We start from the raw sequence: 22,096 nt of genomic DNA on the forward strand, positions 1-22,096 counted from the left end.
CAACAGAACGGAATCACCATGGAAATCACGAATCACGCCGTCATGCCCGGCGAAACCCTTGCCCAGATTGCCTCGCGCTACAACAGCACCGTGGCGCAACTGCGCCAACTCAATCCCTTCATTACCAATCCGGACAACGTCAAGGTCGGATGGAATCTGAGCGTACCGAAAAGCGCCCAAGCCGCGTCAGCCAAACCGGCCGCTCAGGCACCCGCTGCTTCTCAAACGCCTGCCCAGGCATCTCCCGATGCGCCAGCTCAGTGTACGGCTGAGGACCTGGTTGAACTGGACCCCGTCAAGGACGCTCCAGACAAAGCCTCGAAGACCTTCAAACCGCACGCCCCTCCTTGCAGCAAAACCTTTGCCAGCGCCATTTATGCAACAGAGGAACAAGAGTTCTGGCTGCTGCCCGAGCGTGCAGTGTCTTCCATTAAAGAGTCGATGCTCACTCTGGAGAAAATGATTGCGCCGAACAAGGCCCGCGATGCGCGCCTCAACGGGCTGCAAGAGTCAGGTCTGCTCGAGTACTTCCTCGAACCCAAGTTGAGCAACTTCCTCACAGGCGCAAAGCGTGCCCGCATGGAAGAGTTCGAAGCGATGGGCGATGAGATCGAAATAGATCCCGCCACCGCCAAAAAGAGACAGAACGAAGCCAATCGAAACAAACCCGCGGCCGCTCCCGCGCAACCTCCTCAGGAAGACACTGCGCAGTCTCGTATGGACCGTTTGAATGCGGACATCGCAGGTCAGGAAAGTATCCGCAAAGAATTTGTCGACTTTCACAAACGGCGAGCTGAGTGGCTTGCACTGAAAAAAGAGGCTGTAGCGGCTGCAAAGCTTGAAGGCTACTCCTACGAAAGCGGGACGTTGTACTCCAAGGATGCCATTGAAGCCCGCGCCCGCGTGCAAGCGTATCTCGAGGCCCGGAAAAAGCTATTCGCCAATAAAGACTTCAAGCAGGTGTCACTCGAAGATGTCGCCAAGGCCCTCGCTGAGAAGAAAAAAAGTTACGAGAACATCTGCACCGGCATGACCGACTGCACCGCCGACCTCGTCGCTTACGCTTACACGTTGCACAAGAACGCCGACGCGCTGAATTACCACGATTACACCGAATCCATTATCAGAGTTTCAGAATACGGTATCGCGCTTCCAGAGTTCGCGCTGATCAGTGACGGCCTGCCATCGGGCATTGCGCAATTCAAGTTGTACATGGACACCGAGAAGAAACAGGCGGAAATAACCGCACAGCTCCAGGAAAAATACAAACGCTGGATCGAAGCCACCGGGCAAAATGCCCAGGCACCGGCGGGCCTGGTTGATGTCGAGCGAGCCGAGTGGGATCGCCTGCAGAAAATCAAGGACGACTTGCAGGCAACAGCCCAGCGGAATGTGATCGCCGCCAAACCGGGACGCCATCTGATCTGGGAACCGGAAGAGTTCCAGCCCAAACCCGTCGACCGCATGGTTAAACCCGGGTTTCCTTTGCGTGAAGTCAGCCTCTCCGATTCCAAGGGCACGCCCTTGGGCTGGTTCAGCATGACGAACCTGAAAGACTTCAAGAAAATCATCAAGGAAGATGGAAAAAAAGCCCTCCTCTCCCCCAAGAAGATCGGCGAAAGCTTACCGACCGATGCCACAGAAGATTCGGATAAAAACAGCGAAACCAGCTCGTTCCGCCAATGGCTTCTTGCGCAGGGTGCGATCAAGTTCAATGATCAGGTAGGTGATTGTTTTGATAATAAAGGCTGGTTCAAGGCCAATGACTTTTACGCTTATCTGAAAAAGCAGGGCTACAAGGTCACTGAGCTCGAGAACAGTGCAACATTGACCAGTTGGGGGGAACACCTTCAACAACTGGTCTTCCAAAAAAGTATTCGCGGCAAAGTCAGGCTGTTCGACAACAGCCCGCAGGCTCAATTCGTCCGCTGTCTGACCCCTCCCCAGCCAAGCATTCACGGTGAACTGAAGCTGGAAGGCCCGAAAATGAGCGCCGCCGAAGGCTTTCAGATGTCGGCCAACATGGGTTTGAGCCTCGACCTGGCTCGCGGCGAAGTGCAGTTGATGAAAGTCGACATGCCCGCCAAGGAAAGCGCCAAAGACATCACACTGGATTACCTTCTGGACGGCAAAGCCCAGCAGATGAGTTTTGGCCGATTCTCCTTTCACTTTGGTGTGAAGGCCTGGGGCTACGCTGGCGCGTCGCTGTTGCTGGCCGGTACCGTCGAGTTGAACCCTATCCTCGGCAACGTCAAATACGGAGCATCCCTCAGCCCCGTCAAACGCGCACAGCGCGAGGACGCCTCGGCCAAAGAAGAACGTGCAGATCACGATGCGGCCAAGAAGGCCAAGGCCGACAGCGGTGACAACAGCCCTACTCCCGATCTTGAACACAAGTCAAAGTCCGGCACCTATGTCGATACCAAAAGCTCGGACCAGGTACTCACCGGCAAAAAAGCCAATGTGCAAATTGAAAACGGGGCAAAGGCCACCTTCAACGTTTTCGGAGGTCTGCAAGCGGCCATCGAACTCACCGGCGCATTGAACTGGGCCCCACCCAAAGACCTCGTCGCACTGCGCACAGCACCCACCATGGGTATCGGCAGTGACAAAGACGCGAAAAAAACCAACCCATGGCTGACCCTCGCCAAGCTGAGTGGGTCTGTAGGGGTTGCGCTGGGTGCGGGATTCCAGGGAACCGCGCAGATATCACTCGATAACGGGCGCTTTATTCTCAACCTGAAAGCGGCAGTGGTACTGGGGCCTGGTGCTAACGGCAGCTTTAAGTTCGAGATTGGGTATGAGGCGGTGGTTGACATCATCAACTTGTATCGAAAAGAACTGCATAAAACCAAAGGCCGTAAAGTCGAATGGATGGACCCTGAAGCGAGCGAATATGCTTCAGCGCTTAATGCATTGGGCGCTGCTGGGTTGAATGTGGCGATGGCGTACATGATGCGTTGGGATGTTGTGATGAGTCTCTATGAAGCGTTGACTCGGAGTGGCAAAGGGGGAGCGATCGCGGATGCGGTTGTTGAGTACGGCAACCAGAGCGAGCTAGAAGATTGGTGTATTAACGCAATCCCTAGTGCATTGGGCCCACTACTTAGAACGCTAATTAGCCCACCTGAAGCATTTACTGTAAATGGCGAAGGATCAAAACGAACATACTCTCAATCGGAAGCTCATGCGCTTCAACAGAAAGCAATTGAGCGAATTCTAGGTTGGATAGTTAAAAATGCAGAAAGCAGCAACACTATTGACAAAGCACAAAGTCAGTTTGAGATAGCATGTATGTCGATGAATGAGTTTGGAATAAAGGCCACAGACTCAGAGCAAGACTACTGCAAGAATCGATTTGCTCTGGATAGCTTCATGGCAGAGGGTGTTCAGAATTTACTAGACAAACAAAGCAACAGCGCGAGAGAGCGTTACAAAAAACACGTGAAACTTCTCGGCGCAAACCTTTCGGAGTATTGCCAAAGAAATTTCATCCCTCGTCCTAGCTACTCCAGTAGCGGCGCGTCACCGTTCCTTAGAAGCTACTAATGAGCATTGCAAAAAAATGAAGATTTCCAATCCAATCCTATTGCTAATAATACTGCTTTTTGCGCCCCTACAAGCTCAAAGCACCGAAACGAACAACTTAAACTCAAATATCCAACAGGGCTCCAGCCAGAGCCTCGGGATAATTTTATACAATCAGCTGAAAATCGACGCCGCTATTCCGCAACTAGAAAAAGAGGCCAAAGCTGGAAATGTAGATTCTCAATACTATTTAGGCGAAGCTCTACGAAAGCGGAATCGCTATATGACCAATGAAGCTCAAGGTTGGTATGAAGAAGCCGCAAATAATGGGTCCGTATTTGCAATGATTCAGCTAGGCCGACAAGATAACGACCTCTGCAAAAAAATGAATAATTGCGCCCCTAGCAAGCATTCAAGCGCCGAGTGGTTAAAAGAGGCCAAAGACAAGGTTATAAAGGAAGCAAATGAAGGAGATCCAGAATCCTTATATCTGATGTACGAAATAACATTCGATCGTGACTGGTTAGAAAAATCTGCAAATGCAGGCTACGCGCCTGCACAATACTGGATGGCCATCGGTGATCGACAGGGTGAGGGTTTATTCCTTATACCGGGAAGCCGCGAGCAGGCCATTAGCCGTTGGTTGAAAATGTCTTCAGAAGGTGGAAGCTCTAAAGCGATGATGGACTACATCGAGATTCTTTATAAAAAAGGTGATCTTGAGGGGGTTCGACATTGGCTTCAAGCCGCAGCTGAAACGGGAGATCAAAAAGCAATCAGTAGCTATGCCTCTTACATTGCCCATGCGCCTGACCAAGTTGGTTACCCATTGGATCAAGTCAAGGGTTATGCCCTAATCAGTCTACTGAAAGAGTTGGATGGGGGCGGTGCCATTCAGGACTTCGTGCAGGATACACTCGAAGAGATTGGAAGCAAGATGACTGCCGAGCAGATTGAACAGTCAAAAGCCGTGGCAAAGGAGTGGAAAGCCACCCACCCGCCACTCTCTTTCTTTCCTGACAAACTAGGTAACTAACACCAGTGCTGCTTATACGCCACCTTGTTTTGGCATTAACCATTGCCACCTATACTGCGACCGGCTTAGCGACCCCGCAAGGAAGCGAGCCAACTTTAGGCGTGAGTTTGTACAACCAGCTTAAAATTAGCTCAGCCATCTCCGAGCTGGAAAAGGAAGCACAATCTGGAAACGTGGAGTCACAGTATTACTTGGGTGAGGCTCTAAGGAAGCGCAATCGCTATATGACTTCCGAAGCGCAACACTGGTATGAGACAGCTGCGAATAACGGCAGCATTTATGCGATGATCCAGCTGGGCCGAAGTAGCCACGACCTCTGTCAACAAATGAAAAATTGCCCATTGGGCGAGAAAAGCCCTGCTGACTGGTTTGAAAAAGCAAAAGGCTTAGCACTTCAAAAAACGAATGAAGGTGACCCCGAATCTTTATATCTAATGTATGAAATAACGCTAAATCGTGACTGGCTAGAAAAGTCGGCAATGGCTGGATATCCCATTGCACAATACTGGATGGCGGTAAGCGAGCGACAGGGCGAAGGCTTCTTTTTCATTCCAGGTAAGCGTGATGCGTCTGTCAAAAAGTGGCTACTGCTTTCATCTGAGGGAGGCAATCCTAAAGCCATGATGGATTACCTGCAAATATTGTACGAAGAGGGAGACATGACCAGTGTTCGCCATTGGCTTGAAGTGGCAGCCGGAACCGGAGATCAAACAGCTACGAGCAACTATGGCGCCTACATCTCACATACTCCGGATAGTGTCGGCTACCCGTTAGACCTCGTAAAAGGCTATGCTCTTTTCTTTTTACTTAAAGAACTTGAAGACGCTGGCGGAATAAAAGACTACGTTGATAGAAAAATAGAAAAAATATCTGGAAAAATGACACCAGCACAAGTCGAACAGGCTGAAGGCGTGGCAAAAGAATGGAAGAACACCCATCCACCTCTTTCTTTTTTTCCAGACAAGCTGGGTCGATAATTTCAATGAGATTGTTAAATTTTTTTCTTGCCACATCACTTTTAATTTTCAGCGGGGCCAGCATAAGTGAACAGCAAAAGCAGACTCCTTCTGCCGGGGTGATTCTATACAACCAGCAAAGATTTAACGCTGCCTTTCCCGTATTGGAAAAGGAGGCATTATCTGGAAATGTCGATTCACAGTACTACCTGGCAGAAGCTCTGCGAAAACGCAATCGCTATATGACACCGGAAGCGCAGCACTGGTATGAAGTGGCTGCGGCGAATGGTTCCATATACGCAATGATTCATTTAGGCCGTAAAGATACAGACCTATGCAGGATCATGGAAAACTGTCCCGCCAGTGCCAGGACTCCTGCTGAGTGGCTAAGTTATGCAAAAGAACTGACTCTGCAAAACGCCAACAAGGGCGATGCTGAATCTTTGTTCTTGATGTATGAAATAACACTGGATTACGAATGGCTTGAAAAGTCTGCGAAAGCTGGCTATGCACTTGCACAATATTGGATGGCAGTGGGCGAGCGCCAAGGGCGAGGATTCTTTTTTATCCCCGGCAAACGCGATGAATCAGTTCGTAACTGGTTTAGGCTTTCGTCAGAGGGCGGCTACCCTCAAGCAATGAATAACTACTTGGCAATCCTTGAGAATGAAGGAGACAGGCAGGCTGTCCATTACTGGCTTAAAGCTGCCGCGGAAACTGGTGAGCCAGAAGCCATGAGCAACTATGGCGCCTACATTTCGCATACGCCCGATAGAGTGGGCTACCCACTGGATTTAGTGAAAGGCTATGCGATGTTCTATTTACTGAAAGAGTTAGAGGATGCCGGTGGAATTAAGGATTATGTTGACCAGAAAATAGAAATGATCGCTGAAAAAATGACAGCCGAACAAATCGAAGAATCAAAAAAAGTGGCAAAAGAATGGAAAGCCACCCACCCACCTCTCTCCTTTTTCCCTGACAAGCTTGGAAACTAGTTCGAAGTTCTCCTACGGAAATCGGAAGGTCGCGTATAGAGAAAGCGGAACGAGTGAAATGCATTAATGCCTCACTCCTTCCGCTTTTTACTTACAGCATCAAACCGGCGCCTGCCAGTTCAACATTTTCTGCTGCGCAACCTGCAGCAAATCACTGCCATCCTGCGTCAGCAGGTACAGCGCATGAGTGATGTGGGGAATGTCCTGGACATCGGCGTGTTTGAAGCACAGGCAGTGCAGGGTCTCGAGCAGGTCGCTGGCGGCGCGGATGCGTTGCACGGCGGCTTCGAAGAGGTCTTTCGGGTTGGCTTGGGTGTCGATGACCAGCGGTGCGCTGTCGGTGACGCCGCTGTTGAGCGGAAGATATCGAACGGAGCTTAATTTCAGGATTGGCATTGGAATTACTCAAGGCAGCTTGAAAGTAACCGCCAGCACCGTGACCAAACGATGGGGAGGCGGACTGTGTACAGGCTTGGTCAACCGAGAACCACCTGACTCGGCTCGCCCGAAGGCGACCCTGCACACAGCCGCCACAGCAATGCACTCCACGGACACGAATGTCCGTCGGGGCGAATAATGGCACACATGCACAGGTGATTACGTTAGGTGACCAAACCTAAGCCGCTGATTTTGCAGCGACGCCAAACCATAACCGCCCCACTCCAGCCCCCGAAAGCAGACAAGGCATCCACCCTTGTAGGAATCCGCCGAGACTCCCCCACGAAACAATCCCCGCCCAGACAGCCGGCGTTCAGCCCGGTTAACCATCGCTTAACGCCGCGGTCAAAAACTCTACTGAACCTCACACCCTCAGCCCCTGGCTGACGCCGAGTGCGGCAGGTTTGGCTTGCAACATGCCGAACTCAATTTCCGTCGCACCGGAGTCCATCATGAACATTCGTCCGTTCCTGCTCACCACCGCCCTCGCCTGCACCGCGTTTGCCGGGCTGGCCCAGGCCAATGACACGTCCGCCAATGCCAAGGCTGTGCCTTACGAGTACGGCATGCCGCTGCACGTCAGCAAAGTGATCTCGATGACCGAGCCGCAGACGCAGCAATGCAAGGTCATTACCGCCGACATGAAGTACCTCGACAACGCCGGCAAACCCGAGGAAATCAGTTACCGGAAAATGTCTGACGCCTGCAACTTCCAGAACTGACAGAAAGCTCTGATTTGCGGCTTTGCGGTAGGCGAGCACGGGTCTCGAAGGGTATGCTCGGGGCCCTCCTCACTGCCGCAAGGATTCGCCATGCAGTTGTCGTTTCGCACGCTCTCGACCATCACCTTCTGCCTGTGTTTTCTGCTTGCTCTTGCATGGGGTCTGGCGCCACAGGTGTTGCTGGCGATCTGGAGCATCGAGTATTCGGAAGCAGCCGGATTCGTCGCACGGCGCAGCGCAGTGCTGTTTGCGGCTTTGGGGGTGATGTTTTATCTGGTGCGCAACGCGCCGGTGTCGATCGCGCGCAATGCGCTGAGCAACGGCTTTATCGTCGGCTGTTTTGGCCTGGCGGTACTGGGGTTTGCTGAATGGCTCAATGGCCACGCCGGCCCCGGGATTCTGCTCGCGGTGCTGGTCGAGTTCGCGCTGGGCCTTGGCTTCTTGCAGGCCCGGCGCGTGACGGTCGAACTGGGTGAAACAGTCGGTTAGACGACTCGGGATCGCGGCACGGAATGAGTTGCCGAGTGTTGCGCAAGATCCGAGCGCAACCCGGCGATCAGGCCGTTGATTTCGCGACAGCTGTTCAAGTGACTGGCATCGATGCCACTCACCAGCAGCTCAACCTGATCGGTCTGGTGATCGCCATACACCTTGACGGTCATCGACAGATCCGGGGACAGCGTGCACTGGCAGCGTTTTGGTAGAAAGCTGCTTTCTATGATGTTGCGGAGTTCCAAGGCAGACAGAAACATGGCGAAACCTCTCCTTACTGTGAGACTGCCAATCAAGTATTCACGTCGACCGTTGCCACGGCTTCCCACGGGTGTATCCCCGCTGAATCCCTGGGTGTGACAAGCGGCTGTACTGCGAAATGCCCATTGGAGTGTAGGCGCCCAAACTCGGTGCGCCGCACCAAATCAACGCATAAAACGTGCCTTTCATCGGGTCGCTTCCACCTCCTTGCAAATCAATGGCTTGAGAAAAAGGCAGGCCACTGGCCAGTTGCAAAATGCAAGATTCGATCGTGCAGGCACTGCAATTTGCATGCGGCGGGCGGTTTGCATTCATCGCCTGTGACAGTGAGAATGCCCGTCAACCAACGTACACCCGCCAGGAGGCTTCAATGGGAAATTTCACTGTTTACGCGACCGCCGGCCTGATGCTCGCCAGCCTGTCCACCCTCACCCACGCCGCCAAACTTGAAGACACCGCGCCCTATCCGAAGGCCGAGGCGGGATTCACGCGCCAGGTCATCCACCTGCCGCAGCAGGCCCAGGAAGAAAACTTCAAAGTCGAAATCCTCGCTGGCAAGACCCTCGAAGTCGACTGCAACCGCCAGCGCCTGGGCGGCACCCTCGAAGAGAAAAACCTCGAAGGCTGGGGCTATCCGTTCTACCGCCTGGAAAAAGTCAGCGGCCCGATGAGCACGCTGATGGCCTGCCCACCGGGCACCCAGAAAAAACGCGCGTTCGTACCGGTGATTGGTGACGGTTTCACCGTTCGCTACAACAGCAAGCTGCCGATCGTGGTTTACGCACCGGCGGACGTCGAAGTGCGTTATCGCCTCTGGTCGGCCTCGGACAAGGTTGGCGTGGCCATTCCCGAGTAGCTTCAAGCCATAACGCCGCACGCCGCCGCTCGTTCGGCGACGTGGCGCAAGCTGTCGAAGTTGATATTGGCGCCGGAATCGATGGCGATCAGCGCCTGATTCCGTGCGCCGGTTTGCGCCACGTACTGTTTGATGCCCGCGACCGCCAAAGCACCGGAAGGCTCGGTGATCGAGCGGGTATCGTCGTAGATATTCTTGATCGCCGCGCAGAGCTCGTCGTTGCTGACGGTGATGGCCTCATCCACGCAGAAGCGGCAAACCTCGAACCCGTGCGCGCCGATCTGCGCCACCGCAACGCCATCGGCGAAAGTGCCCACGTTGGGCAGCACCACTCGCTCATCCGCTTGCATGGCAGCCTTCAGGCAGGCCGAATGCTCCGACTCGACACCGATGATCCGTACCTCCGGTCTTAGGTATTTCACATACGCCGCGATGCCGGCGATCAACCCGCCACCGCCCACGGGGACGAAGATCGCGTCCAGTGCGCCCTGATGCTCGCGCAGGATTTCCATCGCGACCGTGCCTTGGCCAGCGATCACATCGGGATCGTCGAAAGGCGAGACAAAAGTTCGGCCGGTCTGCTCAGCCAGTTGCAGCGCGTGGGCCAGGGCAAACGGAAAGCTTTCGCCATGCAATAGCGCCTCGGCTCCGCGACTACTGACGCCCAGCACTTTCAACTCAGGCGTGGTCGCCGGCATGACAATGGTCGCAGCAATGCCCAGCTCACGCGCCGCCAGCGCTACGCCTTGCGCATGATTGCCCGCCGACGCCGTGATCACCCCGCGCGCCTTCTGCTCGTCGCTCAATTGCACCAGTTTGTTGTAGGCACCACGGATCTTGAAGGAGAACGTCGGTTGCAGGTCTTCGCGCTTGAGCAGGATCCGGTTGCCCAGCGCTTCGGACAGCGCCGGCGCCGGTTGCAGCGGCGTGCGCACCGCCAGTTCATACACCGGCGCGGCGAGGATCTTTTTCACGTACTGCTCAAGCAGGGCTTGCTGGGCGGGGCTGTAGCGCATGGTCGTCTCCTGACGTTTGATTCAGAACCCCGGAGACAGAAAATGAAAACCCGCCTCTAGGGCGGGTTGGGTGCTGCAGTCGTGAGCTAGCCCGCCAAATGAGGAATGGCGGTAATAATGCTTGGCTGGCAGCGCAGTACGGTGGAAGTCATGGGCTCGAAATTAGCCCGGGCGTTGCTGGCAAGTCAATGGCGAATTTTGCTTTCATTTCGCCAGACGCCTGAGCCCGAACAGCATCCCGCCCGCCCCCAGCAGCATCGCCGCGAGGAACAACGGGTACGACACCCACCACGGCGTGCCGGCGGTCATCATGCTGAATTCCGACATGCCGCCAATGCTCGCAATCAGGTTGAGCGGCAGGAACACCACGTTGATCAGCGTCAGTTTGCGCAGCAGGTTGTTCATGCTGTTGTTCATCAGGTTGCCCCGGGCGTCGATCAGCCCGGAGAACACCGTCGAATAGATTTCCGCCTGTTTGTAGCACTGGTTGTTTTCGATGATCAGGTCGTCGATCAGGCCGATCGCTTCGCTGCCGAAATGCTGCTTTTCCGCGTGATTGCGCAACCGCGTCAGTACCGCGCCGTTACTGTGCAGGGCGTTGATGTAATAGATCAGGCTTTCGCTGAGGTTGAACATCTGCACCAGATGCTGGTTTTGCATCGAGGCGTTGAATTTCTGCTGCAACTCCCGGGCGACCAGTTTGATCACCTTCAGATGCCCAAGGTAGTGATGGATGTTGTTGAACAGCAGGTCCAGCAACACATCCAGCGGCGTGTTGAGTGGCTGACGTGTGCCGACACCGTGCAGCGGCGTGTCGTCGGTGGCGATCACCAGCAACTGGCCCGGAGAGAACAGCAAACCGCAGGACGACACCTCGAACGCCAGGCTGCCGCCGCCGGAATAGTTTTCCGGGCGTTTCCAGATCAGAAACAAGTGATCGGGGTGAAACTCGATCCGCGATACCTCGTCCGGATCCAGCGCCGAGGCCAGCGCGTGTTCATCGAGTTTGAAGTGACTGTGCAGCAAGTCGCGCTCGGCGGCGTCGGGGTCGCTGAACAGCATCACCTCGGCGTCCAGCCGCTCGACCCGCTGCAAACCGCCGTGATTGAGTGCAAAGCTGTTGATCATCGGCCGGTCACCAGGCCTGGCCGCGACGTTTGAGTTCGAGACGCCGCACAAACTCTTCCAGTACCAGCGAATACAGATCGTCCTGCAAATAGGCGTCTTCGATACCGGCGTCGAGGTTCGGGTTGTCGTTGACCTCGATCACCACCACCTTGTCGCCGGCCTGTTTTAAATCGACGCCGTAAAGTCCGTCGCCGATCAGGTTGGCGGTTTTCACCGCCAGTTCCACCACCGCGCGCGGCGCCTCGTGGATCGCCAGCGTGCGGCATTCGCCGTTGACGTCCTGGCCCTTGGCCTTGTGGTTGTAGATCTGCCAATGGCCCTTGGACATGAAGTACTGGCAGGCAAAGATCGGTTTACGGTTGAGCACGCCGATGCGCCAGTCGTACTCGGTGTAGAAAAACTCCTGAGCCAGCAACAGCACCGAATGTTCGAACAGTTCGGCGGTGGCTTCGAGCAAGGCCTGTTGGCTCTCGACCTTGATCACGCCACGGGAGAAACAGCCGTCCGGGATTTTCAGCACCAACGGAAAACCGAGGCGTTCGCCGACCCGCTCGAAGTCTTCGGGTCGCTCCTTGTAGAGAATTTCCGTGGCCGGCATGCCCAGTTGATGGCTGTTGAGCAGGTCGGTGAGATAGACCTTGTTGGTACAGCGCAGGATCGACGTCGGGTCGTCCATCACCACCAGACCTTCGCTTTCGGCTTTCTTGGCGAAGCGGTAAGTGTGGTTGTCGACGCTGGTGGTCTCGCGGATCAGCAGGCCGTCGTACTCGGCCAGCCTTGCGTAGTCCTTGCGTTCGATCAGCTCGACATCGATGCCCATGCCTTTGCCGACCCGCACAAAGTTTTCCAGTGCCCGGGCGTTGGACGGCGGCAACGCCTCCTGCGGATCATGCAGGATCGCCAGGTCATAACGCGCCACTTGCGGCGAACGCGGAACACGCCAGATCTTGCGACTGAAGCCGTCCAGCGCATTGGCGAACTGGTCTTCCTGATCGTCGCGCAACTTGTGCAAGGCGCCGGACTTTATACCTTCGATGTGCCAGCCGTTAGTTCGACGAAACTCAACTAACAGAATCGGACACGGAAACACTTCAAACAATTGTCGGGCCAGGTCCTGCAACGACTCGATATGCGTCCTGCCGAAATAAAGTGTCAGCGTAAAACCTTCGGTGTCGCTGTAGAGATGATGGCTGAGGGCTTTTTCCAGGGTTTTATCCAGATCGTCCAGTGCCAGGCCGTAAAGGGATTTCCGGGTCAGTTCGCTGATGGTCCGCACCGAAGGAATCACCTTGTGCCCTCGGGCTTCAGCCAGCAGCGAGCAATAGTAGCCGTGCCCCAGATACTTGTAGCTGCGGCACAGATTGATCACCTGTACCCGTTTTCCCGGCTCGCTGTCGGGTGGTTGTTCAAGGTATTCCTGGGCCGTCACGATGTCTTCGCTGGGGAAATACGAGGCCCAGTCTTCCTTGCGTTCGACGATGATCAACACTTGACTGGAAGTTCTGATCTGCGGTTTTAAATAAGTTGCCGGTGGCAAACTTTGACTGGATACTTCGCGCCAATGACCCTGTACCGCTGACATAGAAATTGATCCGTTGGAGAACAAGACCTTTTCTATTAAGCACGAAGTTTTTCGAAAGTCCCGTTTCGTTACGCAACTTTTACGGTGGTCATATGAATGCTGTTTTTCGCCTGGCGGTCGTTGATGATTTGCCAGCGTTGCTCACGCTGGAGATGCACTGTTTCACCACGGACCGGCTCACCCGCCGCAGTTTCCAATGGATGATCACCCGGGCCCACGGGCAATTGTGGGTGGCCGAACGTGAGGGCCAACTCGCCGGTTATGCGCTGGTGCTGTTTCATCGCGGCACCTCGCTGGCCCGGCTGTATTCGATTGCGATTGCTCCCGAAGCGCGCGGCACTGGTCTGGGCAAGCAATTGCTGCAACGAATCGAGGCCTGCGCGCTCGAGCACGACTGCGCCTACCTGCGGCTGGAAGTGCGCACCGACAATCCCGCCGCCATCGCCCTGTACGAGCGCAACGGTTACCGGCGCTTTGCGCTGATCCATGACTACTACGAGGATCACGCCGACGCGCTGCGTCTGGAGAAACGCATTCTCCAGCACCGCGACTCACGCAACATCAAAGTCCCCTATTACCGACAAACCACCGATTTCACCTGCGGCCCGGCCTGCCTGCTGATGGCCATGGGCAGGTTGCAGGCTGATCGTTTGCTTGAGCGGCGCGAGGAATTGCAGCTGTGGCGCGAGGCAACCACGGTGTTCATGACGGCCGGCCATGGCGGTTGCAGCCCGCAGGGCCTGGCACTGGCGGCGTGGCGCCGGGGTTTCAAAGTGCGTTTGCAACTGAGCATGAGCGGGCCGCTGTTTCTCGACGGAGTCCGCGACGCGCATAAAAAAGACGTCATGCGTCTGGTGCATGACGAGTTCATGGCGCAACTGAACGACACCAATGTCGAACAATCCATCGGCGTAACACTGGATTTACCCGCGCTGCTGGCCAACGGCGGTCAGCCTCTGGTGCTGATCAGCAGTTATCGCCTGACCCGCTCCAAATCGCCGCATTGGGTGATCGTCACCGACTGCGACGAAGACTTCGTCTACCTGCACGACCCGGATGTCGATCACAGCCAGCATCGCCAACCCATGGACTGCCAGCACGTGCCGGTCAGCCATGGGGAGTTCGAGAAGATGTGCCGTTTCGGCCGTGGCAAGTTGCGGGCAGCGGTGGTGCTCTACGCTCGCTCACCCGCGTGAAGGTTCATTTGAGTCCGATCTTGTACAGCGAGCCATCGGACGCATCTGTCAGCACATACAGGTAACCGTCCGGCCCTTGGCGCACATCACGGATCCGCTGTTTCAGTTCGCCCAGCAAGCGTTCTTCATGCACCACCTTGTCGCCGTCGAACTGCAAGCGGATCAGCTCTTGCGTCACCAGCGCTCCGATGAACACGTTGTGCTGCCAGGGTTTGAAGCGATCGGAATCGTAGAAGGCCATGCCGGTGACACCCGGGGATTTTTCCCAGACATGGTGCGGCTCGACCGTCCCTTCGGCGGTCTTGCCCTTGGCTTCCGGGATCGGTTGCATGGAGTAGTTGATGCCGTGGGTCGCCAGCGGCCAGCCGTAGTTCTTGCCGCGCTCGATGATGTTCACCTCGTCGCCCCCGCGCGGGCCGTGCTCGTTTTCCCACAAGGTGCCGGTCCACGGGTTGAGCGCGGCGCCCTGGGGATTGCGGTGGCCGTAGGACCAGATCTCCGGGCGTACGCCGGACTGGCCGACAAAGGGATTGTCATCGGGCACCTTGCCGTCGGGGTAGATGCGCACGACCTTGCCTTGCAGCTTGTCCAGATCCTGCGCGGTCGGGCGGTCGTTGTTTTCGCCCAGGGTGATGAACAGATAACCGTCCCGGTCGAACACCAGCCGCGAGCCGAAGTGGTTGCCGACCGACAGTTTCGGTTCCTGACGGAAAATCACGTTGAAGTCCTTCAGGGTTTTCAGGTCATCCGACAGACGCCCGCGCCCGACCGCCGTTCCGGCCTTGTCACCTGCACCGCCGCCCTCGGCGTAGGACAGGTACACAAGGCGATCCTGTTTGAAATCCGGCGACAGCACCACATCAAGCAATCCGCCCTGCCCCTTGGCCCAGACGTCCGGCACGCCGGTGATCGGCGCGGACAGTTTGCCGTCAGCGCCTACCACGCGCAGGTTGCCGGGGCGTTCGGTCACCAGCATGCCCTGACGATCCGGCAGGAACGCCAACGCCCATGGATGCTCGAGCCCTTGGGTAATCGTCGTGACCTCAAGGGTGCCCTGCTCGCTTTGCAGCTCTTCGGGAGCCGCAGCGAACGCCGGGGCGGCGATCAGTGCACTGGCACACAGGCCGGCCAGAAGGGTTTTACGCAACATGCACGATTCCTTTTGTTCGTTTGAAGGGCTGACAGAAGCGGTTCTGCCATTCAACGGTTGCTCCCGCTGTCACGGGCTGGAGGATTGGGAATGAAGGTGGGTGGCGTGCTCGGGACGGAGCGCAGCGGCTGGCCATTGCCGATGCCGCGGTTTTCCAGGGTCGGCGGCCGCGGCACAGGCACCGTGTTCGGCCCGCGAACTGCTGGAGCGCTGGGCTGGGTGCCCTGCATGCTGTTGGGGTTCGCCCGGCGAATCGGGCTGTTGTAGGGGTTGTTGCTGTTGCCGGTCGGACTTTGCGCCAGCAACAGCGATGAATGCGTGGTGGCGCCCTCGGCGTGAACCAGCCCGCCACTGAGGGCCAGCAACGCAATGCCAAGCAGGAAACGGTTCATGAACGGCCTCTCTCGATGCACGTGGATTAGAGCCTTCGAGTCCACGCTACGCCCAGGGTTCGGATTTGTTAACCCGTCACCGCTAAACAAGATGTAACACGGCTTGACCTGCCGTTTACCGCCGCCCCCGGCAAACAACGGAAACTTTTACGCCGGGCCACGGGTCACCCGAACATCACTCGGAGATCAGCACCATGGCTCGGGCAATCTGGAAAGGCGCAATCAGTTTCGGTCTGGTGCACATCCCCGTGGCGCTGGTTTCGGCGACCTCGTCCCAGGGCGTCGATTTCGACTGGCTCGACAGCCGCAGCATGGACCCGGTCGGCTATAAACGGGTCAACAAGGTCACCGGCAAGGAAGTCACCAAAGAGCACATCGTCAAAGGCGTGCAGTTCGAAAAAGGCCGCTATGTGGTGCTCAGCGAGGAAGAAATCCGTTCGGCGCACCCGGTTTCGACGCAGACCATCGACATCTTCGCCTTCGTCGACAGCGAACAGATCCCGTTGCAGAACATCGACACGCCCTATTACCTGGCCCCGGACAAACGCGGTGGCAAGGTCTACGCCTTGCTGCGTGAAACCCTGAGCAAAACCCAGAAGGTCGCCCTCGCCCGCGTGGTTTTACACACGCGCCAGTATCTGGCGGCGTTGATGCCCCTCGAGTCGGCGCTGGTGCTGGTGAAACTGCGCTGGCCTCAGGAAGTACGTAGCCTCGATGAACTGGCACTGGGCAGCGAAGTGACCAAGCCGCAACTGGCCAAGGGCGAACTGGACATGGCCAAACGGCTGGTGGAAGACATGACGGCGGACTGGACGCCCGAGGATTACAACGACGAGTTCGAAAACAAGATCATGGCGCTGGTGGACAAGAAGGCCCATGAAGGCAAGATCGAAGACGTTGAGACGGTTTCCGGTGAAGAAGAGCGCAAATCGGCCGATGTTATCGACCTGACCGAACTGCTCAAGCGCAGCCTCGGCGGGAAAGCCCCGGCCAAACCGGCGAAGAAGACTGCCAGCAAGACCACAGCGGCGAAGAAGACCAAAAAAGCGTCGTGAAAATGAAATCGGGCGACTGTCTTTCAACAGTCGCCCGATTCGTCAGATCAGAATGAAGATCGCCAGCAGACCGCCGAAGATCGCCCACTTTTCCATGTAGTAGAGTTTGCGATTGCGCTTCTTCAGTTCTTTGCCGCGCAGGCGAATCTTGTAGATTTTGGTAAACAAGCGGTTGATGCCACCGGTGCGGTCACCCGCATCGTTCGGCGCACCGGCCGCCGACATCACGGTGCGGCTGAACCAGCCGTTGAACGCCGCTGCCCAGCGATACTTCATCGGACGTTCAACGTCACAGAACAGGATGATACGGTTCTGGTCGGTGGTGTTTTCTGCGTAGTGAATGAAGGTCTCGTCAAACATCACCGCTTCGCCATCACGCCAGTGATAGTTCTCGCCATCGACGTTGATGTAGCAACCGGCATCGTTCGGCGTTTCCAGGCCCAAGTGATAACGGTAGGAACCGGCGTACGGGTCACGGTGGCGTACCAGTTTCGAGCCCGGCGGCAATTCTGCAAACATCGCAGCCTTGATCGAACCGATGCTCTGCACCAGTTCAGTGGTGCGCGGGCACAGTTGCAGCGCCGACGGGTGGCTGTCGCCGTACCACTTCAGGTAGAAACGCTTCCAGCCGGTCTTGAAGAACGAGTTGAAACCGACATCGTCGTACTGATTCGAGCGTTTTATCTCACCGGCGCGCAGCAGGTTGCGACCTTCCTCACGGATTTCTTCCCAGTGGGCCTGCAAAGGGCTCAGATCGGGGAAGTCTTTCGGATCCAGGTACGGCGTATTGGGCTTTTTCGAGAACAGATAAAGGAAGCAGTTGATCGGTGCCAGAAACGACGAGTGATCGCTCAGTTGGCGACCGAGCTTGTGGCGCACGCGACCGCGCAGGTGAACGTATGCAATGGAAATGACATATACAGCGGCAATGATGAGTTTCACGGAAATCGTCACACGTCAGAAGTGAACAAACTGCGCGCCTTTAGGGCTGTGGCCCAAGGTCTGTGGCAGTGGTCTGAAATCAAAAAGCGTCCCGGTGGCGCATCCTTGAGCCCATGCCGTACAAGGCATTGGGTGAATGGATGGCATTTTAGCCACAGTTTGTAACCAATAGTGAACCTTCATCTGTGAAAAACTGTCCCGCGATCGCGCCACCGGGCAACCGCGCCGTTGCAAGCGCGAGGCCTGAATGCGCTGGCGGCACGACTGCGCGTGTTGTCCGGCGATGTTTCTTTCTGGTTTTTTATGCATGAGCACTGCTTGGCTTGTATGATTGCGCGCTCGAAAATCCATGCTGGGCAAGCCCCCAAGTGAAAGGAACTCATGCAAAGCAATAATCTCAGCTATCGCCCAGACATCGATGGACTGCGCGCAATTGCCGTATTTCTTGTTCTGCTTTTCCACTTTGACCTGGGGGTGCCAGGCGGTTTTATCGGTGTGGATGTGTTTTTTGTTATCTCGGGTTTTTTGATAACCGAGGTGATTCGCAGCGCGATCGAGCAGAACCGGTTTTCGTTTGTAGATTTTTATAGTCGCAGGCTACGACGCCTGCACCCCGCACTGATTGCAACAGTCGCTCTCAGTCTGGGAGTGGGATTTATCTTGATGGATCCAGCCTCACTGATTGAGTTGGCGAAATCATCGGTCCCCACCCTTCTGTCATTCTCCAATATATATTTCTGGCAGAATCAAGGCTATTTCGACGCGGCGGCGAACACTCAGCCACTGTTACATACATGGTCGCTAGCTACAGAATGGCAATTCTATGCAGTATGGCCGGTCGTCATTTGCTTTCTGGTAAAAATCCCTGAAACATCCAGATTGGTGGCCCTGTCAGCACTGACAATTTTGTCTCTTGTCGCCTCACAAGCGATGCTGTCGGTTAATGCATCCGCTGCTTATTACATGATGCCCTTTCGCATATTCGAACTTTCGCTGGGCGGAATGCTGGTCTTTGTTTTTCAACAGAGACTCAAACCAGCCTTGGAAGCACTGATTTATGTGATGGGTCTTGCTCTCGTTTTTGGCGCTGCCTTTATTCTTGACTCATCCTCACCATTCCCGGGTTTGAGAGCTTTATTGCCGTGTATGGGTGCAGCCGCCTGCATATATGCAGGTCGAGCAAAAATTGCAGCAGGGCTCACCGCACTCAAACCCATTACTTATCTTGGTCTGATTTCCTACTCCGTATATCTGGTGCATTGGCCGCTGCTGGTGTTCTACAAATATTATGTTTTCAGAGAACTCAACACTCACGAAAAGCTCGCACTGCTATCGTTGTCAATCGTAATGGGGGCTGTGCTCTATCATTCTGTAGAGCGCATCTTCATGGGTAAATACAGTTTTCGAAAGCCTGTCGTATATGGTGCATTAGCGGCATCTGTTGCAGTGACAGCAGCCGGTGCCCTGTCGGTCATACAAACGGGCGGCTGGGTTAATCGCGTAGACGCAAAATATCTGTCCTTCACAAAAGATCCAAAGAACTTCCACATCAACAACTACGGTGGCACAGGCTACACGCTCTCACCCATACTCGGCGACGCGTCGGGGGAGAGAATCGCAATCATGGCCGGAGACAGTTTCGCCCACCAATATGCGAGTGGCTTTGACAGAGAGTTGAAGAACAGCGGGAAATCCATTCAAGCGCAATACATCCATGGCTGTGTTCTTTCCAGCGAATACACTCGCCTTCTCGACGGCGTACCCCGACAGGACTGCCGGGCCACCTATTCAAAAGTTCTTGAGCTTCTGAACGGCAACACGCTGCCTTTCATATTCGCAGAAGGCTGGCCAGCCTATTCCGTACTGGTGGCAGATCACACAGGTAAGAACGCGGTAACGCCCGGGAAAGACTATTTCGCCGTTATCGAAGATATGCTTTCAAGAACCAGAAACGACATAGGCGATCGAGACTTCATCCTGGTGGGCAGCCAACCTATCCCGCCAGGTACACCGCCAACGGTTACCTGTTTGCTCCGACCACGATATTTACCTCAGGGTTGTGAAAAGTTCCTCGAGTTCAAAATGGAGCAATCGTCAGCCTACAAAATCAATCAGGTGCTCAAGAAGTTTGCTGAAACCCACAGTCGGACATTTTATGTCGATACTCTGGATACCTTCTGCATGACTGGCACGTGCAGCACCGTTCTGGGTGGGAAGATTCTGTATTCAGACAGCGCTCATCTCTCGATCGACGGCTCCTTGCTCGCCTCCAAAAAAATCCTCGAAGACATCCGGATAAAAACCGGACTGCGCACGACGAATGCTTATTGACTGGAGAGACATTGAGCAAGCCATTGCGACTTGCCCGGCCCAACCGGATTCTGGCGTTATCGGCATTTGCGACTGTGCTCCTCACCCGTTGGGCAGGCGAGAGAACACAGGCTGGCGGGGGCACGGTCGGCGGGCCACTGACAGAATGTCCTGAGTCTGGTGGTCGTCCGTCATACAACTGCCGTCCTACTTATGCGACACTATGCGCAATGTCCGGCATAAATCCCGCCTTTATTGCCCAACAGCTTGGACGAAGCGTCCAGATGCTGCTCTCCACCTATGTCCGCCAGCTCAGTTCCAGCGGCGATCAGGGAGAGATGTAAAAGCTCAAAATTGCCTCAGGAGTGGCCCCATCGCCAATCCTGAAGCCTGCAACCCATTGATAGGTAAAGTAATTGATCTCCACAGCCAACATCACCATGCAGTTCGGCGCCAAGCCGCTGTTTGAAAACGTTTCGGTCAAATTCAACGGCGGCAACCGCTACGGCCTGATCGGCGCCAACGGTTGCGGCAAGTCGACCTTCATGAAAATCCTCGGCGGCGACCTCGAGCCGTCCGGTGGCCAGGTCATGCTGGAGCCAAACATTCGCCTGGGTAAATTGCGCCAGGATCAGTTCGCCTACGAAGAATTCACCGTGATCGACACCGTGATCATGGGTCACGAAGAGCTGTGGAAGGTCAAGGCCGAGCGCGATCGCATCTACTCGCTGCCGGAAATGAGCGAAGAAGACGGCATGGCCGTGGCCGAGCTGGAAACCGAGTTCGCCGAGATGGACGGCTACACCGCCGAATCCCGCGCCGGTGAACTGCTGCTGGGTCTGGGCATTCCGCTGGAACAGCATTTCGGCCCGATGACCGAAGTCGCGCCGGGCTGGAAACTGCGTGTTCTGTTGGCTCAGGCACTGTTCTCCGATCCGGAAGTGCTGCTGCTCGACGAACCGACCAACCACCTGGACATCAACACCATCCGCTGGCTGGAAACGATTTTGACGGCGCGTAACAGCACCATGATCATCATTTCCCACGACCGTCACTTCCTGAACAGCGTCTGCACCCACATGGCCGACCTGGACTACGGCGAGCTGCGTCTGTTCCCGGGCAACTACGACGAGTACATGACCGCGGCGACCCAGTCCCGCGAGCAACTGCTGTCGGACAACGCCAAGAAGAAAGCCCAGATTGCCGAACTGCAAACGTTCGTCAGCCGCTTCTCGGCCAACGCCTCGAAAGCCAAACAGGCCACTTCCCGCGCCAAGCAGATCGACAAGATCCAGCTGGCCGAGGTCAAGCCATCGAGCCGCGTGAGCCCGTTCATCCGTTTCGAACAGACCAAGAAACTGCACCGCCAGGCCGTGACCATCGAGCAGATGTCCAAGGGCTTCGACGGCAAGACCCTGTTCAAGAACTTCAGCTTCACCGTTGAAGCCGGCGAGCGCGTAGCGATCATCGGCCCGAACGGTATCGGCAAGACCACCCTGCTGCGCACGCTGATGGGCGAACTGACCCCGGACGCAGGCACGGTGAAGTGGACCGAAAGCGCGGAGCTGGGCTACTACGCTCAGGACCACGCTCACGACTTCGAAGACGACGTCAGCCTGTTCGACTGGATGGGTCAGTGGACTCAGGGCGAGCAAGTGATCCGTGGCACCCTCGGTCGCATGCTGTTCTCCAACGACGAGATCCTCAAGTCGGTGAAGGTGATTTCCGGTGGTGAGCAAGGTCGCATGCTGTTCGGCAAGCTGATCCTGCAAAAGCCGAACGTACTGGTGATGGACGAACCGACCAACCACCTGGACATGGAATCGATCGAGGCGCTGAACCTGGCGCTGGAAAACTACCCGGGCACGCTGATCTTCGTCAGCCACGACCGTGAGTTCGTATCGTCCCTGGCCACGCGCATCATCGAGCTGAGCCCGAACGGCGTGACCGACTTCAGCGGCACCTACGACGATTACCTGCGCAGCCAAGGCGTGGTGTTCTAAGTCGAACGAGCGGTAAACAGAAAGCCCTGTCCTTGTGA

At 55.7% G+C, this 22,096-nt stretch carries 18 protein-coding genes and 2 pseudogenes; 12 read left to right on the plus strand and 8 right to left on the minus strand.

Going from position 1 to position 22,096, the window contains the following annotated elements:
• Positions 1-18: 18 nt before the first annotated feature.
• From AC1RT4_RS05630 to AC1RT4_RS05645, 4 genes are read left to right on the plus strand one after another with little or no spacing between them, the layout of a single operon-like run.
• Complete coding sequence (locus tag AC1RT4_RS05630) at positions 19-3,549, plus strand: LysM peptidoglycan-binding domain-containing protein (RefSeq protein WP_493084172.1); 3,531 nt, start codon at positions 19-21, stop codon at positions 3,547-3,549.
• A 16-nt stretch (positions 3,550-3,565) separates the two neighbouring features.
• On the plus strand, positions 3,566-4,564 hold the full coding sequence (locus AC1RT4_RS05635; protein ID WP_493084174.1) for a tetratricopeptide repeat protein: 999 nt from the start codon (positions 3,566-3,568) through the stop codon (positions 4,562-4,564).
• Between the two features lie 5 nt (positions 4,565-4,569).
• Positions 4,570-5,541, plus strand: coding sequence for a tetratricopeptide repeat protein (locus AC1RT4_RS05640; protein WP_493084176.1), 972 nt, complete (start codon positions 4,570-4,572; stop codon positions 5,539-5,541).
• Positions 5,487-6,515 carry a tetratricopeptide repeat protein gene (locus AC1RT4_RS05645; protein ID WP_493084178.1) on the plus strand — a complete coding sequence of 343 codons (1,029 nt, stop codon included), beginning with the start codon at positions 5,487-5,489 and terminating at the stop codon, positions 6,513-6,515. Before AC1RT4_RS05640 ends, AC1RT4_RS05645 begins: the two co-directional genes overlap by 55 nt.
• Before the next feature lie 99 nt (positions 6,516-6,614).
• Here AC1RT4_RS05645 and AC1RT4_RS05650 read toward each other — a convergent pair whose 3' ends face one another.
• Complete coding sequence (locus AC1RT4_RS05650; protein WP_493084180.1) at positions 6,615-6,911, minus strand: hypothetical protein; 297 nt, start codon at positions 6,909-6,911, stop codon at positions 6,615-6,617.
• A 494-nt stretch (positions 6,912-7,405) separates the two neighbouring features.
• Between AC1RT4_RS05650 and AC1RT4_RS05655 the strand changes: the two genes are divergently transcribed.
• Together AC1RT4_RS05655 and AC1RT4_RS05660 are read left to right on the plus strand one after the other, a co-directional pair.
• A complete protein-coding gene (locus AC1RT4_RS05655) occupies positions 7,406-7,675 on the plus strand; it encodes a DUF2790 domain-containing protein (RefSeq protein ID WP_273903077.1) in 270 nt (89 codons plus the stop codon).
• Between the two features lie 90 nt (positions 7,676-7,765).
• Complete coding sequence (locus AC1RT4_RS05660; RefSeq protein WP_493084182.1) at positions 7,766-8,164, plus strand: hypothetical protein; 399 nt, start codon at positions 7,766-7,768, stop codon at positions 8,162-8,164.
• Here the strand turns inward: AC1RT4_RS05660 and AC1RT4_RS05665 are convergent.
• Positions 8,161-8,427, minus strand: coding sequence for a DUF1652 domain-containing protein (locus tag AC1RT4_RS05665; protein ID WP_007957441.1), 267 nt, complete (start codon positions 8,425-8,427; stop codon positions 8,161-8,163). The genes AC1RT4_RS05660 and AC1RT4_RS05665 overlap by 4 nt on opposite strands.
• Before the next feature lie 371 nt (positions 8,428-8,798).
• On the opposite strand from AC1RT4_RS05665, the gene eco reads away from it, so the two are divergent.
• Complete coding sequence (eco, locus tag AC1RT4_RS05670; protein ID WP_493084184.1) at positions 8,799-9,284, plus strand: serine protease inhibitor ecotin; 486 nt, start codon at positions 8,799-8,801, stop codon at positions 9,282-9,284.
• Between the two features lie 26 nt (positions 9,285-9,310).
• Here the strand turns inward: eco and ilvA are convergent.
• From ilvA to AC1RT4_RS05685, 3 genes and pseudogenes are all read right to left on the minus strand, one after another.
• Positions 9,311-10,300 (minus strand): annotated as a pseudogene (gene ilvA / locus AC1RT4_RS05675) (threonine ammonia-lyase, biosynthetic); the annotation flags it as partial.
• 204 nt (positions 10,301-10,504) lie between these two features.
• Positions 10,505-11,428 carry a magnesium transporter CorA family protein gene (locus tag AC1RT4_RS05680; RefSeq protein WP_085683743.1) on the minus strand — a complete coding sequence of 308 codons (924 nt, stop codon included), beginning with the start codon at positions 11,426-11,428 and terminating at the stop codon, positions 10,505-10,507.
• A gap of 7 nt (positions 11,429-11,435) precedes the next feature.
• On the minus strand, positions 11,436-13,010 hold the full coding sequence (locus AC1RT4_RS05685; RefSeq protein WP_493084187.1) for a RimK family ATP-grasp domain-containing protein: 1,575 nt from the start codon (positions 13,008-13,010) through the stop codon (positions 11,436-11,438).
• 92 nt (positions 13,011-13,102) lie between these two features.
• Between AC1RT4_RS05685 and rimI the strand changes: the two genes are divergently transcribed.
• A complete protein-coding gene (gene rimI / locus AC1RT4_RS05690; protein ID WP_493084189.1) occupies positions 13,103-14,206 on the plus strand; it encodes a ribosomal protein S18-alanine N-acetyltransferase in 1,104 nt (367 codons plus the stop codon).
• A 4-nt stretch (positions 14,207-14,210) separates the two neighbouring features.
• Here the strand turns inward: rimI and AC1RT4_RS05695 are convergent, their stop codons facing one another.
• Together AC1RT4_RS05695 and AC1RT4_RS05700 are read right to left on the minus strand one after the other, a co-directional pair.
• Positions 14,211-15,356, minus strand: coding sequence for a PQQ-dependent sugar dehydrogenase (locus AC1RT4_RS05695; protein ID WP_493084192.1), 1,146 nt, complete (start codon positions 15,354-15,356; stop codon positions 14,211-14,213).
• A gap of 50 nt (positions 15,357-15,406) precedes the next feature.
• A complete protein-coding gene (locus tag AC1RT4_RS05700) occupies positions 15,407-15,748 on the minus strand; it encodes a hypothetical protein (protein ID WP_493084194.1) in 342 nt (113 codons plus the stop codon).
• Between the two features lie 194 nt (positions 15,749-15,942).
• Between AC1RT4_RS05700 and ku the strand changes: the two genes are divergently transcribed.
• On the plus strand, positions 15,943-16,803 hold the full coding sequence (gene ku / locus AC1RT4_RS05705) for a non-homologous end joining protein Ku (protein WP_007957454.1): 861 nt from the start codon (positions 15,943-15,945) through the stop codon (positions 16,801-16,803).
• A 42-nt stretch (positions 16,804-16,845) separates the two neighbouring features.
• Here the strand turns inward: ku and lpxO are convergent, their stop codons facing one another.
• A complete protein-coding gene (lpxO, locus tag AC1RT4_RS05710) occupies positions 16,846-17,745 on the minus strand; it encodes a lipid A hydroxylase LpxO (protein WP_273903095.1) in 900 nt (299 codons plus the stop codon).
• Between the two features lie 381 nt (positions 17,746-18,126).
• On the opposite strand from lpxO, the gene AC1RT4_RS05715 reads away from it, so the two are divergent.
• The 3 genes and pseudogenes from AC1RT4_RS05715 to AC1RT4_RS05725 all read left to right on the plus strand — a co-directional run bounded on the left by AC1RT4_RS05715 (position 18,127) and on the right by AC1RT4_RS05725 (position 22,058).
• Complete coding sequence (locus tag AC1RT4_RS05715; RefSeq protein ID WP_493084197.1) at positions 18,127-20,076, plus strand: acyltransferase family protein; 1,950 nt, start codon at positions 18,127-18,129, stop codon at positions 20,074-20,076.
• Positions 20,077-20,240: 164 nt separating this feature from the next.
• Positions 20,241-20,399: pseudogene (locus tag AC1RT4_RS05720) on the plus strand (site-specific integrase); the annotation flags it as partial.
• Positions 20,400-20,471: 72 nt separating this feature from the next.
• Positions 20,472-22,058 (plus strand): ABC-F family ATPase, encoded by a 1,587-nt coding sequence (locus AC1RT4_RS05725; protein ID WP_045121838.1) that lies wholly within the window; start codon positions 20,472-20,474, stop codon positions 22,056-22,058.
• Positions 22,059-22,096: the final 38 nt, after the last annotated feature.

This window comes from Pseudomonas sp. GW821-FHT11D10 (assembly GCF_058808435.1).